The sequence below is a fragment of the Geomonas sp. genome, assembly GCF_056994735.1.
The window spans coordinates 18,332-34,322 of the sequence record NZ_JBXKJL010000292.1 but is presented as its reverse complement, the minus strand read 5'-3'; the positions used below and the strand labels follow the sequence as shown (position 1 = coordinate 34,322).

Below are 15,991 nucleotides of genomic sequence, written 5' to 3'. Positions count from 1 at the left end.
TTCCCACCCATCGATCCCATCTCAGACCAGCCAGTTACTTCTTCTGCCCTTCGACTGCACATCTATCAGGTCCTTGCAACCAAGGTGAACAAACGCAACTTGAAAACGTTAATCATTTCCTGGTACGGCTGGTGGCGATAACATTTTCAATTCAGCAGCTTAGCCGCCTGCTTATTTGCAGCCCCGGACTGGCATCTACCGTGTAGAAGTGGGTTGGTTGTAGGCATTGAAAAAAACTCGTTTCGTGATGTGCCTCACAAACTTATTTCTTCCTTAGTTGTAAAGATACCTGGCTCTCATGAAGTTCAAGCTCTTTCTGAGGACAAATTATTGGCAGGAACAAACGGAGGTAAGTCATGTGTGGATATTCGAAAGATGTAAGAATCCTTTTAAAGCGGACTATCGTAACGGCGGTCGTGTTACCTCTTTTCCTCTCCATCTGCGCCACCAGTTTGCTTGCGGCGACCTACTATGTCGATGCCTCAGCAGTTAACGACGCCGGGAACGGGAGCGAAACGTCTCCCAAGAAAACCATTTCTGCCGGGATCATTTTGCTGCACAGCGGCGATACGCTCATCATCGAGGATGGCGTCTATACTGGCACACTGAACATGATAGGGACTGTCGCCCCCAAGGCGTTCCCACCTGCAGGCATTGACCGGGATCACCTCACCACGATCAAGGCCAGGAACATCGGCGGCGCAATCATAGACGGCAACTACACCGACGTCCCCTTCAGCAATGCGAACCAAGCCGTACCTTCCGATTATCTGCATATAGACGGCATTCATTTCAGGCGCGGCAACGCTGGCGTCTTTACAATCAAGGGCCATTACAGCAAGGTTACCAACTGTGGATTTGAGGATGGGCAGTCCCCGACCGATACCAGGCAGCTTCCTATCGCGGACATAGCGGGCAACAACTCTGGCTATATCCTTTTCGAAGACTGCTGGGCCTGGGGTAAAGGTCGGTATGGGGTTTACTTCGGCGGCTCTTCTCCCGGTGTAGATCATTCCGTCTTCAGGCGAGTCGTGGTGCGTCAGGATGATGCGGCTACAGGGCCGGTCGGCGGCATCATGTTCTATAATGGACATGACAACGTGTGTCAGAACTGTGTGGTTATAGATAGCACGGACACCAGCGCAAGCGAGCACTACGGCGCATTTTCGGCAACAGCCAACTATCCCAGCAGCGGTCCCTCCACCCTGAATGACAAGGTCGTCGGTTCCATCGCTCTGAACAACGCCAGGTTGAATGGCTATCAACCGCAGTACAATATCGGGACCTTCACCATCGAAGATACGGTGCTTTGGGGCAACGGTAAAAGCGGATTAGTGACTGGAGCGAACACCATAGGAACTATCTCGGCAAATCATCTCACCATCGGCGCCAACACGGTGGACGGAGTAAGCAGCAATCCCTATTACAAAACCAGTTTTATCGATGTGGAGAATTCCATCTCGTCCAACAATGGCAGATACGGTTTCTACTACGGCAGAACAGCTTCTTATGTAGATACCTATGGAAACATAAAAGGTTCAACCGGTACCAGCCTAACCAATGCCCTGACTGCCAACCCCATGGTAAACGCCCTGAAGTACCTTCCCAGGATCGAAAAGGCTTCTACCCTCACCGGCGCCGGAAGTGATGGAACTGATGTCGGAGCAAACGTCATGTACCAGATCGGCAACAGTGGATCATTTTACGGTGACGGAGGGTGGGATGAGGTCAGCACCAACGCTCTGTGGCCCTACCCGAACGAGGCCATCTGGGCAGCCAAGATGAAAGCATATACGGCCTCCGGCCCTGGTGGTAATCGCGGCTTTGCGGCCGTCAACACAGCTACTCCGCTTACCGACTACATCTGGGGATATCTGGGCAGCACGGTCCCTCCCTTCAACGTAAAAGCGACTGCGGCTGGCGCTGGTGTCGCTGTTAGCTGGAACGCTGCCTCCGCTAATGCGAATATTGCCGGCTACAAGGTCTACGTGGGAACCTCGTCGGGCATCTATAATGTTTCGGGGTATGAAACGGGCAAAGAGGTCGGCAATGTCACCTCCAGCGTCCTGAGCGGACTGCAAAGCGGACAGACTTACTACATAGCGGTCACGGCGATCGACAGCTTGAAAGGTGAGAGCGGCTTCTCCTACGAATGCAAGTCTGACGTTACCGACACAGATGCGCCAGTGGTATCTTTTAGTGCACCTGCCATCAACTCGACGGTGACCGCAATATCGACCGTGAATGTCACCGCTACTGATAACATGGCAGTGACTAAAGTGGAGTTCTACATCAACGGCATCCTGCAGGGCAGTGAGTCAGCGGCACCCTATGTCTTTATCTGGGACACCACGAAGTATTCCAACGGAATCCACCTTCTTTCAGCCAAAGCATACGATGCGGCAGGGAATGTTGGGCAAGCTTCCAATCTGCCGGTGATCATCAACCGCGATGTTACCCCTCCGACCATCGGATTTTTGGCACCGGCTGCAGGCACAACCATAGGCGGAACCGTGGCGGTTAAGACAACCATGAGCGATGATTTCGGAGTGACCCGCGCCGAGCTCTACATCGACGGCGAGTTGACGGCCTCCTTCAATACCACTCCGTACATCTTCAACTGGAACACTGTGGATCTGGCCAATGGTCAGCACACCCTGAGCGCAAAAGCATACGACGCAGCCGGCAACGTCGGCCAGTCCGCCATCGTGGCAGTGAACGTCTTCAACGATACGACCGCTCCGACGGTCTCCATCGCTTCCCCGACCGCTAACGGCACGGGAAGCGGTTCGGTAGCGGTATCGGCCAACGCCAGCGACAACGTGGCGGTTACCAAGGTGGAGTTCTACGTCAATGGCGCCCTTCAGACGATATCGACCAGCGCACCTTACAGCTTTAACTGGAACACCTATGCTCTAGCAAACGGCACTTACGCACTCACTGCGAAGGCCTATGACGCGGCGGGCAACATCGGGCAATCCTCTGACGTGACAGTGAATGTCTTCAACGACACCACCGCACCGACGGTTGCCTTCCTCGCCCCTAGCTCCAACTACGTGTCCGGCAACAACGTGAGTATTGGCTCCTCGGCTACCGATGACGTCGCGGTCTCTAAGATGGAACTGTACATCGATGGTTCGCTGAAATACACGACGACCAGCAGCTCCTTCAACATCGGCTGGAATTTCACTCTCGGAAAACACACCATCGTGGTGAAAGCATACGACGCGGCCAACAACGTCAACTCGGTATCGAAGACCATCAATCGATTCTATTAATGGAGTACGATTTTCTTCCGGCCCTGCTGGCCAGGATGCCCCCAAAGAAAAAGGCAGCTCATATCGAGCTGCCTTTTTCTCATTCCTGAACATGCGATGGGATTCATACCCCAGTTTGCCGCCGCATCTTTCGCCGGAAAATGCCGGCACCGGCAAGCCCGGCAGCTAAAAGCAAAAAGGTGGACGGCTCGGGAACGGGGGCGAGGTCCACACTGACGTTGTCAAGTGCTGCGCCCCATGCCTCCACGGCGTTAGGGTAATTAGTAACGTCGAGGAAAACGAGTTGGGCTGTGTCGGTATCGGCTATAAAATCGTAATATTGACTTACCCACCCCATGTTGGTGTGTCCGCTTTGATCCTTGGTATGTCCGCTTTGATCGAAGTCAAACTTAAAGGTGTTAACGTTGAGATCGTTGTTGGAGAAGGCAAGCAGCGACTTCAAATACGATTGATCCGGATTCCCTGCCATGTCAAACTGCACGCGGTAGGTCTTTCCAATTTCTGTCGTAAACGGGTCGCTGTAAATAAGGCCGTGTTTATAATAGCCCGCCAGATCCAGGCTTTTCGTTCCTTCGCTTGCGTTCCAATAAGTGTTGATCCAGTCTATCGAGGTTACGGTGCCGTCGTCGAAGCTCATCAACTTCCAGCCGGGAATGGTGGATGAGGAGGGGGTATTCGAATAAAGCGTGACAAAGGGATCGTTGCTTGTGTAGGGGCCTTCTTCAAAGCTGCCGTTGGCTATCAGATTCGCCTGCGCCCCGTTTATGCTCATCAATAGCAAAAAGCATGCAGAAGCCACAATGATTGCTTTTCTCATGATTTCTCCCCTTAAAAGTGGACTTGCTTGGGCATGATTAGCACTAAGGGTGCCACCAGTGTAACATGTTGTTATTTTGTTATTTTAATAGGCCGGGCCCGCGGCAACTGTAAGGTGATCCGACATTGTTTCTGACGTGGTGGTACCCTTTGGCACTGTCACTCTTCCGCCATTTCATCACGTTATCTGCTTCTTGCTCCTTCTTTTGATCATTTTGGTCTTTTGTAAAGATTCTCGACACCGTGAAAGCCTGAGGCGACTACATTGCCAATGGTCTAACCTTCAATATCGATTTCACCCATTTCACTTCGTGCAGTCTTAAGCAGAATATGGTCCAGTGAAGGCCTGAATTTTACCTGGATAGCATCTTTGCGGCGTGCCGCAAAGACGTCGTTCAGCAGGAGCGACTTATTCTCCAGGACGCTTATCAATCCCTCTCTTTCCAGGTTTTTCAAAACCCTCGACACGGTCTCGCGGGTCAGCGAGGCATAGTCGGCGATCTGCTGGTGCGTCAGTCTCGCCGTAATGATGACGCCACGGTTGTCCTTTACCCCGCATAGGTCCTGCAAACGCTCCAGTACTGCCATGACGCGGTTCTCGGCGCCGTCGAAACTGAGGATCTTAATGACTGACCAGGAGTCTCTCAGCCGATGACAGAGGAGGTCGATGATCTTGCGGCGGATGTTGTCGTGCCTTAAGAGATGCTCTTCGAAGTCCGCTTTAGAAAGGATCCCGATGGTCGCTTCTTCGTGGGCGATGATGGTCGCGGGGGCGGTCCTGCCGTCGAGCAGCGACATCTCGCCGAAGAAGTCGTTTTTCTTGTGGATGGTTATGATCTGTTCGCGTCCTTCCTCGTTCTGCTTCACGACCCTGACTTTCCCTGAGTACACGAGATACATGTAGCTCGATACCTCTTCCTCAAAGAGAACTATCTCGTCCTTTGCGTACCTTCTCTTTCTGAACAGCACCTCGACTTGCTCGATTTCCTCCGGCAGCAGCATGGAGAAGAAGGGAATGTTGCTTATCGCACTCCCGGTCAATCTTTGGCGACCATCGCTTCTCTCATGCATATTCAAGCTTCCTCCGCATACCAATGCCGAATGCTCAATGACCAGGTCAGTGCCAAAAACGAAGCGAGCAACTTCGATGCCACTTGCTAGAACCGCCTATGCTGCCGTTTCCTTCCTCGCCCGTGAAGGGGGTGGGGTGGATATGTAAAGGTTTCCGACACTTGTCCGGCCCTGGCACTCAACCATGCCGGACAGGTGTCCGCTGCGGGCGGCCAACTTCCTCGACATCTGCTATCCTTGAAGCTGTCATGAAGACGATGTCGCGCCAGTGCCGACTTTTGCAGCTCGGTATCAAGTCTTGGGATATGTGCCTCGACAGGCTCGGCACGAACAGCTGTTGGGGCTTGCATCGGTACGCGTTGCTTCTTTGGTGGGAAACATAAGATGGGGTGTTGGGCCGATGAAAAACGTCCTGTACCACTATTCATCGCAACAGATTCACACCGGTTCCCCACGGGTGCTGATGGGGGTTGTTGAGGGGCTCGACCGGGCTTCGTTTGCCCCGTATTTTCTGGCTCAGGGGGATGGGGACCTGAGCCGGGAACTGGGGAAGAGGGGGTGCGGGGTCTTGCGGGGGAGGTCGGGACAGCTCTCCCTGCACTCTTTGCCCCAGAGCCTTCTAAATCTCTCCCGGCTCGCCTCGCTTTTGCTGAAAAACAGGGTCTCGCTGGTACACCTGAACGAGCTCGGATGGAATTCCGAATTGGCCCTGGCTGCTAAACTCGTCGGCATTCCGGTCTTCTTCCACATCCATAACCCCGTCACGATGTGCAAATCCAACCTGAACTGCAGGATTGGCACGAAGTTCCTCTTCGTCTCGAAGGCCCTTGCCGCCGCCAGCTGCGAGGGGAGTGCCTTCGACGACAGAGTCGAGGTCCTCTATAATCCGATAGCCGTCGGCCGCTTCTCGGGCGGAAGCTCGCTTCGTGCCCCCCTGAAGCTGGCGGATGATGTCCCGGTCGTGGGTGCGCTGGCGCAGGTCTGCCAAAGGAAAGGGATCGATGTGCTGATCGAGACCGCGGAACTGGTGCTGAAAACCATGCCGGATACCCGATTCCTGGTTGCCGGGCCTGACGGGCTGGGGGAGGAGCGGTTCGCTTCCGAAATGAGACAGATGGTGCAGGACAAAGGTCTCGGAGGGAAGGTTCTTTTCCTTGGGCCGCTCGACAACGTGGCAGATTTTCTTGCCACTCTCGATGTCTTCTTTCTCCCTACACGCTCCGAGCCCTTCGGAATGGTCTTTGTTGAAGCCATGGCCGCCAAGGTTCCCGTGGTCGCGACGCGTGTCGGTGGGATACCTGAGATCATCCCTTCCAAAGAATACGGCTTCACCCTGGACCTCGATGCCGAGCGCTTCACGGATGCCATACTTATGCTCCTGACGGACCCGGGTCTCAGGAAATCGATCGCTGAGGCGGGGTATCAGCGTGCGCGGGAGGAGTTTGACCAGTCCATCTTTCACAAGAAGCTGAAGGATCTATACCTGGAAGCACTTGGTCTTTAAAGCTTCTTGCCCCGCCGCAGTCAGACCCGCACAACCACTAATTTTCTTCACTCCCACCCTTGTCTTCAAGGGGAGTAGGCCTGCTTAAATTCATCAAACCCAATTGAAGAAAATTTATTAACTTTTGTGAATTTATGCTTGACATAAAAATATGATAAGTATTTAATTGGATTTGTTTTTTCTTACCTTTAATTAATGTGTCGATGGCGGACCAATAGTGACTTGTGCAGAGACCATAAAGGCTTATCGAATCCAGTTCCTCCTCACCCTGCTGCTCGTGGCCGTGCTTTACCGCGGCGTGCTTCCGGACATGGCACATCAGTGGTACGACGATGCCAACTACTCTCATGGCTTCATCGTCCCGCTGATCGCTGGATACTTCATCTATCAAAGGCGGGACGAACTCCTTGCGGTCGCGACCGAGCCGTGGTGGCCTGGGCTGGTCCTCTTTATCCTAGGCCTGCTGCAACTGGTGATCGGCTGGCTCGGGGCCGAATTCTTCACCATGAGGAGTTCCCTCGTGGTCACGCTCTGCGGGCTCACACTCTTCTTCTTCGGGAAGAGGCTCTTTCGCCAGATGCTGCTGCCGCTGGGCTATCTCCTCTTCATGGTCCCGCTCCCGTATATCGTCTATGACTCGATAGCCTTCCCGCTCAAACTTTTCGTGACCCGCGTCTCGATCTACGTCCTCAAGCTTGTCGGGGTGGTGGTCATGCGGGAAGGAAACATCATCATGCTCCCGATGACCACGCTGGAGGTCGCCGACGCCTGCAGCGGCATCAGGTCGTTGATCTCACTTCTGTCCCTGGCCGTCGCCTACGCCTTCTTTCTCAAGGTGACGACTGCAAGGAGGATGCTGCTGGTCGCTGCCGCGATTCCCATCGCCATCTTCGCCAACGCCGTCAGGGTAATTGGTACCGGGCTGCTGGCGCAGTATTGGGGAAGCAGGGCCGCGGAAGGCTTCTTTCACGAGTTCGCCGGGATGGCGGTCTTCGCCGTGGCCATAGTCCTTCTGGTCGGCCTCGGCGCCTTGCTCACCGAGCGCAAGAAGGGGGAAGCGTGATCGGAAAAAGCCGCTTCATCGCGGTGTATGCCTTGATCCTGATCTCCGGCCTCTATCTTCAACTGCACCGGGATCTTGGCGTGCCGATGAAAGTTCCCTTTGAGCGCTTCCCGGCGGTGGTGAGCCAGTGGCGCATGGCGGGGGAGTCGCAGCTCTCGGACAGTGTTCTGGCGGTGCTCAAGGCCTCCGATGTCCTGCTGCGGCAGTACGTCAACGACCGGGGAGAGACGGTCCAGCTTTACATCGGCTACCACGACGGAGGCAAGGGCGCAGGTGAGATCCATTCACCAAAGCACTGCCTTCCCGGAAGCGGCTGGCTGGAGATCTCAAGCTCCCGCGCGGAGCTGCCGGCGGCCGGGGACAAGCTCAACCTGGTCAGGGCTGTCTACCAGAAGGGCGACAGCAAGGAGCTCTTTCTCTACTGGTACCAGGTGAGAGGGAAGAGCCTTTCCGAGGAGTACTCGCTGAAGGTGGCGGAAATCAGCAACTCCGTTTTGTACCGCCGCCGCGATGCCTCCTTCATCCGCATTTCCGTTCCATTCCAAGGTGACGAGCAGAAGGCCACGGCGGTCGCGGAGCGATTCGTATCCGATTTCCTCCCGGCCATTCGAGGGTTTTTGCCGAGTTGAGGGCAGGCCCCTACGCGGGGGCTGGCGGTAACAGGGCATGAGAGCATTGAAGGTGCAGTTGGTTTCGGTAACGGGAAGAGACACTCCAAATTCTAGTGATTACACTGTGGGGGATATTTATGAGCTCAGATCGCATCATTTCAGTCGTCGGCCTTGGGTATGTTGGACTTCCTGTTGCTGTTGCCTTCGGCAAGAAGCGCAGGACCATCGGCTTCGACATCAACAGAACCAGGATCTCCGAGCTGCGCGACGGCTATGATCGCACCGATGAGGTCAGTGCCGAGGACCTAAAGGCTGCGGATATCCATTTCACCGACAGCATCGACGTGCTGAAGACCGCCGATTTCCACATCGTTGCGGTCCCGACGCCGATAGACGAGGCGAATCAGCCGGACCTGAACCTCATGTGCCGGGCCAGCGAGACCGTCGGCGCCGCCCTCAAGGCCGGTGATATCGTGGTTTATGAATCGACCGTCTACCCCGGCGTCACCGAGGAGGAGTGCCTCCCCATCCTGGAGAAGGTTTCCGGGCTGAAAGGGGGCCTCGATTTCACAGTCGGTTACAGCCCCGAACGCATCAACCCCGGCGACAAGGAACATACCTTCACTAAGATCAAGAAGGTCGTCTCCGGCCAAAACGCCCAGACGCTCGACATCGTGGCCGAGGTCTACGGCTCGGTGGTCACGGCGGGGGTCCATAGGGCCTCCTCCATCAAGGTCGCCGAAGCGGCCAAGGTGATCGAGAACACCCAGCGCGACCTGAACATCGCCCTCATGAACGAACTGGCCCTGATCTTCGACCGCCTCGGCATCGACACGGGAGATGTGCTGGCCGCAGCGGGAAGCAAATGGAACTTCTTGAAGTTCTCCCCGGGACTGGTCGGAGGGCACTGCATCGGGGTCGACCCCTACTACCTTACCCACCGGGCCGAAAAGTCGGGGTACATCCCGCAGGTCATCCTGGCCGGGCGGCGCATCAACGACGGCATGGGGAAGTTCATCGCCCAGCGCGCAGTCAAGGAGATCATCAGGGCGGGGCACCCGGTGCTGGGCTCAAGGGTCACGGTCCTGGGGCTCACCTTCAAGGAGGACTGCCCCGATCTGCGCAATTCGAAGGTCGTGGACATCATTCATGAGCTTCGCGATTACGGGATGGAGGTGCAGGTCTGTGACCCGCTTGCTGACGCGGCGGAGGCCGCCCATGAGTACGGGGTGACGCTGGTGCCGCGTACGGCCATGCGTCCTGCCGTGGCAGTCATTGCGGCTGTGGCCCATGCCGAATACCGCCGTATGACAGGTGCCGAGATCGCAGCGCTCATGGGGGATAACCCGGTACTGATCGACGTGAAGAGGTTGTATGACCGGCAGGTGATGACGGCCGCCGGAATCAGGATGTGGACCTTGTAGCAGCCTGCCCCGGCCGGGAAGGGAGCGGCCGGATGAACAGAGGTGGATATGGCGATATCGCTCATAGCGGTCATCGTGCTGTCGGTTTCGGTCCTGCGGATCTTCAAGCTGGAGCAAAACGGCCGTTTCATACTGGCTGCGCCTTTCGCCGCGACGGCGCTTCTTGAGCTGTGCGATCTTCTCACTGTGAGCGGGCTTGCGCCGCAAATGCCCTGGAAGAAGTGCTCGATTTACCTCGAGGCGCTCCTCCCTGTGCTGTGGCTATTGCTGAGTGTCACCTATGCCAGGGTCGATAATTCGAAGGAGCTCAAGGGGTGGGTGCGTCTCCTGCTGGGGATGAGCGCTCTCATGGTCCTGGTCCCGGCCGTGCTCCCTCCACAGGGTCTCTTCTACGCGCCTGATTTCCCGGCGGAGCGCATCCTTTTTCTCACCGATGCCGGATACTACTTTTATGTCGCAATCCTGGTATTGCTGGTGGTGGCCCTGACCAACCTGGAAGCGACCCTGGTGAACGCCTCTCCCGATGCTCTGTGGCGCGTGAAGCTCGATGTGGTGGCACTTGGGTCGATGCTGGCCGTGCTGATCTTCTACTACAGCAATGCCCTTTTGCAGCGCACCCTGAATATGGACCTGGTCCCGCTTCGGTCGCTCCTCTTCATCGTGGCCGCCCTGATGATGGCGTGGTCGCGGGCCCACCGTCGTGGAATGGCACGGGTGAGGGTTTCGCAGCGGGTGCTGGTTCGCTCCGGGGTCCTTGCGGTGGTAACGGGTTACCTACTGATCCTCGGAGTCTTCGGCGAGGGGATGAAGTACTTCGGGCCGCAATTCCCCCGCGTCCTTACCCTGTCGCTGGCCTTCATCGTGGGGATGGCCCTGCTGCTGTTTCTTCTTTCCGGCCGCCTGAAGCGCGAACTCACCGTCTTCTTTCACAAGAACTTCTACCAGAGCAAGTACGACTACCGGGCACAGTGGCTGGGGCTTACCCGGCGGCTGGCGACTTTCGACTCGGGGGAGGATCTGCTGAAGAGGGTGCTCTCGGCCTACTGCGACATCTTCGGAGTAAAAGGGGGCGCTGTCTTTCTTCACCAGGAGGGGTGCGGGTGGTTCTGCGCCACCGCGATACAGGAGCTTGAGGGGCTGGAAGACACCATAAACGACGACAACCCGCTGCTCGCCTACCTGCGTGAGAAAAAGTGGGTCTTCTACAGCAGGGACGACAATCCCGCGATCCTGGCCAGCAACAGGAACTTGATAGACCTCCACCATATCTCCTTCGTCATTCCGTTTTTTGAATCCGACCTCTTGACCGGCTTCATTGCCTTGGGTGAGCAGGTGGTCAGGGACGAAAAGTACCGCTATGAAGATTATGACCTGATGAAGACCATTGCCTGCCAGGCTTCCATCAGCATCCAGCACCAGCGCCTTTCCGAGCAGTTGACCCAGGCGAAGGCGATGGAGGCGGTCGGCAACCTGGCGACTTTCGTGGCCCATGACCTGAAGAACCTCGCGGCCACCATCGCGCTCATAGTGGACAACGCCAAGGAGCACCTGGATAACCCCGAGTTCCAGCGGGACATGCTCGCCAGCCTCGGCAGCACATCGCAGAAGATGCACGGGCTGATCGGCCGGCTGCGGAACCTTGGCGAACAGGAGCTTTTCCAGATGCGTCAGGTAGACCTATTCTCCCTGGTGGAGCGGACGGCGAGGATGGTCCAGGGAGGCTCCATCACCGTGCAGGGGAGTCGCGAAACGGCCAAGGTCGACGAGGACGAACTCCAGAAGGTGGTTCTGAATCTGCTGGTGAACGGGATCGAGGCGTCCAAGAAGGGGGCACCCATAACAGCGGAGGTGGGCTTCGCCGGCGCTCCCTTCATCAGGGTCAGCGACAAGGGTTGCGGGATGTCCCCCCGCTTCGTGAGAAGCGAGCTCTTCGCACCGTTTAGGACCACGAAGCTCAAGGGGTTGGGGATCGGCATGTACCAGTGCCGCCAGATCGTGGCCGCCCACGGCGGCCGGCTCGAGGTCGCCAGCGTGGAAGGGGATGGGACGGTCTTTACCGTGTGGTTGCCGACCGGTACCGAAGGAAGCGCCGACATCCATCAGGCGGCTTAAGAGCTGTGAAGGGTGAAGGGTCAAGGGTGAAGGGTGAAGGGTGAAGGGTCAAGGGCCGCGACCATGTAGGCTCAGCCGGGCCGGGAGCCTTGAATATATCTGAAGGGGAGTGCCGTGAAGAAACTGCTGATCGTTGATGACAATGAAGAAATCCGCCAGCAGCTGAAGTGGGGGCTCAACCGGGATTACCAGGTGCTCCTGGCGGGCGACGCACGGGAGGCGCTGGCCGTTTTCCACACGGAGCGTCCGAACGTGGTGGTGCTCGATCTCGGGCTCCCGCCCCACACTGACAGCTCGGTCGAGGGCTTCCGCTGTCTCGAGGAGATGCTGAGCCTGTACCCGGCCGCCAAGGTCATCATGTTGACCGGCAACAACGAGAGGGAGAATGCCCTGAAGGCCATGCAGATGGGAGCTTTCGACTTCTACGCGAAGCCTCCCGTGCTCAGCGAGCTCAAGGTCATAGTCAGCCGCGCCTTCCATCTCGCCAATATCGAAGAGCAGAACCTGAAGCAGGGAGGATGTGTCCCCCAGGCCCCGGACCCGGCTGATCAGTGGGGAATGGTGGGGTCGTGCACGGAGATGCAGACCGTTTTCACGACGATCCGAAAGGTCGCCGCCTCGAACGCTCCCATTCTTATCACCGGAGAGAGCGGGACCGGGAAGGAACTGGTGGCGGGGGCGATTCATGAAGCCAGCCTTCGACGCAAAGGTCCGTTCGTCGCCATCAACTGCGGTGCCATCCCGGAGAACCTTCTGGAGAGCGAGCTCTTCGGTCATGAAAGGGGGGCGTTCACCGGTGCCCACATCGCCGTGCAGGGGAAGCTGCAGTACGCCCAGAAGGGGACCCTTTTCCTGGACGAGATCGGTGAGCTTCCGGTCAGCTTGCAGGTCAAGCTCCTTCGTTTCCTGCAGGAAGGGACTATCCAGAGGGTAGGGGGGAGGGAAAACATCTCCATCGACACCAGGACCACCTGCGCCACCAACGTCGATATCCCCAGGGCAATCAGCGAGGGGCGCTTCCGGGAGGATCTCTACTACCGCATCGGCGTCATCACCATCAAGCTTCCGCCGCTTCGCGAGCGCGGCGACGACATTCTCCTGCTGGCCGAAAATTACCTGAAGCTGTACGTGAAGGAGAACAAGAAGAAGGTGGCGCGCTTCTCGCCGGCGGCGACCGCTTTTCTGAGGAGGCATCCTTGGCCCGGGAACGTGCGCGAGTTGCGCAACAGGGTCCAGCGCGCCGTCATCATGTGCGATGGCCCCGGTATTTCCCCGGCCGACCTGGGCTGTGACTGCGACCCGGCGGTTCTCGAGCCCAAACGCGAGCGGATGTCACTGCGGGAAGCGAGGGAAAGGATGGAGCGCGAGATGGTGCTCGGCGCGATGGAGCGACAGTCCGGCAACATCCTCAAGGCCGCGGAAGACCTCGGGGTCAGCAGGCCAACCCTCTACGATCTGATGAGAAAGCTTTCCATCAGCCAATCGGGGTGACGGTTTCGCGGAGGGGTGTGGATGGCTGACTATCTGGAACTACTGACGGTATTCGTGATCCAGCTCTTCATTATCGTCGATCCTCTGGCCGGCATCCCGATCTTCCTGGCGATCACGCGGCACAAGAACAAGGCCGACCGCCGCGCCACGGCGAGGCGAAGCTGCCTCATCGCGTTCCTGGTGCTGGTCTTCTTCCTGCTGGCCGGGCCCTACGTGCTAGGCTACTTCGGCATCAAAACCTCAGCCGTTCGTATCTGCGGTGGCATACTCCTTTTCCTCATCGCCCTGGAACTTTTGCACGGCAGGGCAACCACTACCGGGACCAGCACGAAGGAGGAACGGTTGGCGGAAGAGAAGGAGGATGTCTCCGTCACGCCGCTGGCCATTCCACTTCTGGCCGGCCCGGGAGCCATTGCCACCACCCTCATCTTTGCCAGCCGGGCCACCAACGTGTTCTCCCTCATGGTTCTCATCGAGGGCGCCGCGATCGTCTTCGCCTTCACCTACCTTTTCTTTTATTGGGCTGATGAATTGGGCAGGATGGTAGGCGTCCTGGGAATGAGGATCGTCACCAGGATAGCAGGCCTGCTCCTGGCGTTCATTGCAGCCCAGTACGTCATCGACGGGGCCCGCACCCTTTTCACCGGCGACATTCCCTTCCGCTAATCCCCCCGCACATACTTCTGTCCTTGCGGCATAACAACCGCACCCGCCGGTCCTGCCACCATCCACAGGGGATGGATAAGCAGCGCCATGATCAGGCCATCCACCAGGCAGATCCCCGCCAGGTGGTCTGGTCACTGAAAGAGGTCTGGATACCTTTAAGGTCTGCTCTATCTGTGCCGACCTCTACCGACACTTCATTGCGGATGGCAGTGACAGTAGCCGCTGCTCATTTATGGATGAGGACGAATGTGTGTTCTGAATCTTGGTGTCGGTAGTCTTGGCTCGGTGTTAATCGGTTTGGCTTTCTACACTGAAAAAGGAGGAAGTACAGAATAAACAATAGCTGTGACTGTTACTTCTTGGGTGGACGACGGGGGGTAGCAAGAGCCTGGGAATGGGAGTCGAGTGGTGAATCGGAGATGGGTCGGCAGGCGCGACGGTGGTGCCGGCCCGAGGAACGGGGGCGACTGGCATCTTCTTTCGCCGCGGAGGCTTGCGCTCTAAGCTGTGGTATAATAACGGAAAGTTAATTGGTGGGATAAAAAGAAAAAGGGGCTAGCCATTAAAGCTAACCCCTTGATGTTTCTGGAGGCGGCACCCGGATTTGAACCGGGGAATGAAGGATTTGCAGTCCTTTGCCTTACCACTTGGCCATGCCGCCTTAATCAACGAAAGGAGGTGAATATATACCGTGAATCCTTTTTTTTGTCAATGGGAAATTTTCTTACTTGGCGATGACCCTGACGAACTTGTGCAGGTAATCGACGCCAGACCAGATGGTGATCACAGTCGCTATCCAAAGATAGAACATGCCGACATTATGCATGTTGACGACCAGCAGCGGGTGATCGACGGAGAAGAACCAGCGGTAGTCGTAATGCAGCAGCAGGCCGATAATGGCAACTAGTTGGAAAATTGTCTTGAATTTTCCCAGGTTGCTCGCGGGGATCACGATCCCCTCGGTCGAAGCGATGCCGCGCAGTCCGGTGATGATCATCTCGCGCCCAAGGATCACCAGCACCATCCAGGCCGGCACACGGTCGTAGGGAAGGATCATGATCAGGGCCGCCATCACGATCAGCTTGTCCGCGATGGGGTCCAGGAACTTTCCGAAGACGGTGACGATGCCCATACGCCGGGCCAGGTAGCCGTCCAGCCAGTCGGTGACCGATGCCGCTGCGAAGAGTGCAGCAGCCCAGAAGCAGGGGCGGCGCTCAGGCGACAGCAGCAGCAGACAAATGATCGGTATGGCCGCGATTCTGACCATGGTCAGGATGTTTGGCAGGTTGAGTATCTGGGCCCGGGAGGATTTCTGCATGCTTCAGCCTTTGTCTATCTGTAGTTGTTCCTGTAGCTCAATACCTTGGCCACGTAGTTCTGCGTTTCCTGGTAAGGGGGTATCCCGCCGTATTTAGCCACGCTCCCAAGCCCGGAGTTGTACGCGGCCAGCGCCAGCGACTCATTCCCCTTGAAAGTATCGAGCAGAAATCTGAGGTAGCGGACCCCTCCCTGGATGTTGTCGGAGGGGTTCAAGGAGTCTGCGACCTTCAGCCCCTGGGCGGTTTTCGGCATCAGCTGCATCAGACCCTGCGCCCCCTTGGGCGACACGGCGCTGGGATTGTATCCCGACTCGGCGTGGATTACCGCCTTCACCAAGGAGGCGTCCACCCCGTATTTCTTGGCGCAGGAGGCGATGATCGGCTCGAACTCGGCCGGGTTCCTGGCGTAGCCCGGAAGCTTGAAGGCCGTGCGGAGCTTGCGGTCCTTCTTGATGTCCCGCATGAAAACCTTGAAACGCTTGTCGGTCGGAGCGTCGGTGAAGTGAAGGGTGCCGTCGGGCTCCTCGTAGCGGTAGATGTCAGCCCGGGCGGGGGCGGTGATGGGAACGACGGTCGGAATTATTGTCAGTGCGGCAACCAAAAGGATAAAGTATGGCTTCAAGCGTGACCTTCCTT

12 protein-coding genes and 1 tRNA gene are annotated in these 15,991 nt (G+C 57.0%); 8 read left to right on the top strand and 5 right to left on the bottom strand.

Annotation, left to right across the window (positions count from 1 at the left end; all coding sequences use genetic code 11):
* Positions 1-356: 356 nt before the first annotated feature.
* Positions 357-3,278 carry an Ig-like domain-containing protein gene (locus AC11W3_RS12925; RefSeq protein WP_484090561.1) on the top strand — a complete coding sequence of 974 codons (2,922 nt, stop codon included), beginning with the start codon at positions 357-359 and terminating at the stop codon, positions 3,276-3,278.
* Positions 3,279-3,381: 103 nt separating this feature from the next.
* Here AC11W3_RS12925 and AC11W3_RS12920 read toward each other — a convergent pair whose 3' ends face one another.
* A complete protein-coding gene (locus AC11W3_RS12920; protein ID WP_484090562.1) occupies positions 3,382-4,095 on the bottom strand; it encodes a choice-of-anchor C family protein in 714 nt (237 codons plus the stop codon).
* Between the two features lie 275 nt (positions 4,096-4,370).
* Positions 4,371-5,165 (bottom strand): Crp/Fnr family transcriptional regulator, encoded by a 795-nt coding sequence (locus AC11W3_RS12915; protein ID WP_484090563.1) that lies wholly within the window; start codon positions 5,163-5,165, stop codon positions 4,371-4,373.
* A 400-nt stretch (positions 5,166-5,565) separates the two neighbouring features.
* Between AC11W3_RS12915 and AC11W3_RS12910 the strand changes: the two genes are divergently transcribed.
* From AC11W3_RS12910 to AC11W3_RS12880, 7 genes are all read left to right on the top strand, one after another.
* On the top strand, positions 5,566-6,669 hold the full coding sequence (locus tag AC11W3_RS12910; RefSeq protein WP_484093125.1) for a glycosyltransferase family 4 protein: 1,104 nt from the start codon (positions 5,566-5,568) through the stop codon (positions 6,667-6,669).
* Between the two features lie 217 nt (positions 6,670-6,886).
* Entirely contained in the window at positions 6,887-7,732 is an 846-nt protein-coding gene (xrtA, locus tag AC11W3_RS12905; protein ID WP_484090565.1) for an exosortase A, read from the top strand.
* Positions 7,729-8,361 (top strand): exosortase C-terminal domain/associated protein EpsI, encoded by a 633-nt coding sequence (locus tag AC11W3_RS12900; protein WP_484090566.1) that lies wholly within the window; start codon positions 7,729-7,731, stop codon positions 8,359-8,361. Before xrtA ends, AC11W3_RS12900 begins: the two co-directional genes overlap by 4 nt.
* Before the next feature lie 119 nt (positions 8,362-8,480).
* Positions 8,481-9,767, top strand: coding sequence for a nucleotide sugar dehydrogenase (locus tag AC11W3_RS12895; protein ID WP_484090567.1), 1,287 nt, complete (start codon positions 8,481-8,483; stop codon positions 9,765-9,767).
* A 48-nt stretch (positions 9,768-9,815) separates the two neighbouring features.
* Positions 9,816-11,879 carry an XrtA/PEP-CTERM system histidine kinase PrsK gene (gene prsK, locus AC11W3_RS12890; protein ID WP_484093124.1) on the top strand — a complete coding sequence of 688 codons (2,064 nt, stop codon included), beginning with the start codon at positions 9,816-9,818 and terminating at the stop codon, positions 11,877-11,879.
* 114 nt (positions 11,880-11,993) lie between these two features.
* Positions 11,994-13,370: a PEP-CTERM-box response regulator transcription factor gene (gene prsR / locus AC11W3_RS12885; protein WP_484090569.1), complete on the top strand. Its 1,377-nt coding sequence runs from the start codon at positions 11,994-11,996 to the stop codon at positions 13,368-13,370.
* A 21-nt stretch (positions 13,371-13,391) separates the two neighbouring features.
* Positions 13,392-14,036 carry a MarC family protein gene (locus AC11W3_RS12880; RefSeq protein WP_484090570.1) on the top strand — a complete coding sequence of 215 codons (645 nt, stop codon included), beginning with the start codon at positions 13,392-13,394 and terminating at the stop codon, positions 14,034-14,036.
* Positions 14,037-14,622: 586 nt separating this feature from the next.
* On the opposite strand, the gene AC11W3_RS12875 is transcribed toward AC11W3_RS12880, so the two are convergent.
* The 3 genes from AC11W3_RS12875 to AC11W3_RS12865 form a co-directional block, all read right to left on the bottom strand.
* A tRNA-Cys gene (locus tag AC11W3_RS12875) sits at positions 14,623-14,697 on the bottom strand.
* A gap of 63 nt (positions 14,698-14,760) precedes the next feature.
* Positions 14,761-15,354 (bottom strand): CDP-diacylglycerol--glycerol-3-phosphate 3-phosphatidyltransferase, encoded by a 594-nt coding sequence (gene pgsA, locus AC11W3_RS12870; RefSeq protein WP_484090571.1) that lies wholly within the window; start codon positions 15,352-15,354, stop codon positions 14,761-14,763.
* Positions 15,355-15,368: 14 nt separating this feature from the next.
* On the bottom strand, positions 15,369-15,956 hold the full coding sequence (locus AC11W3_RS12865) for a lytic transglycosylase domain-containing protein (protein ID WP_484090626.1): 588 nt from the start codon (positions 15,954-15,956) through the stop codon (positions 15,369-15,371).
* Positions 15,957-15,991: the final 35 nt, after the last annotated feature.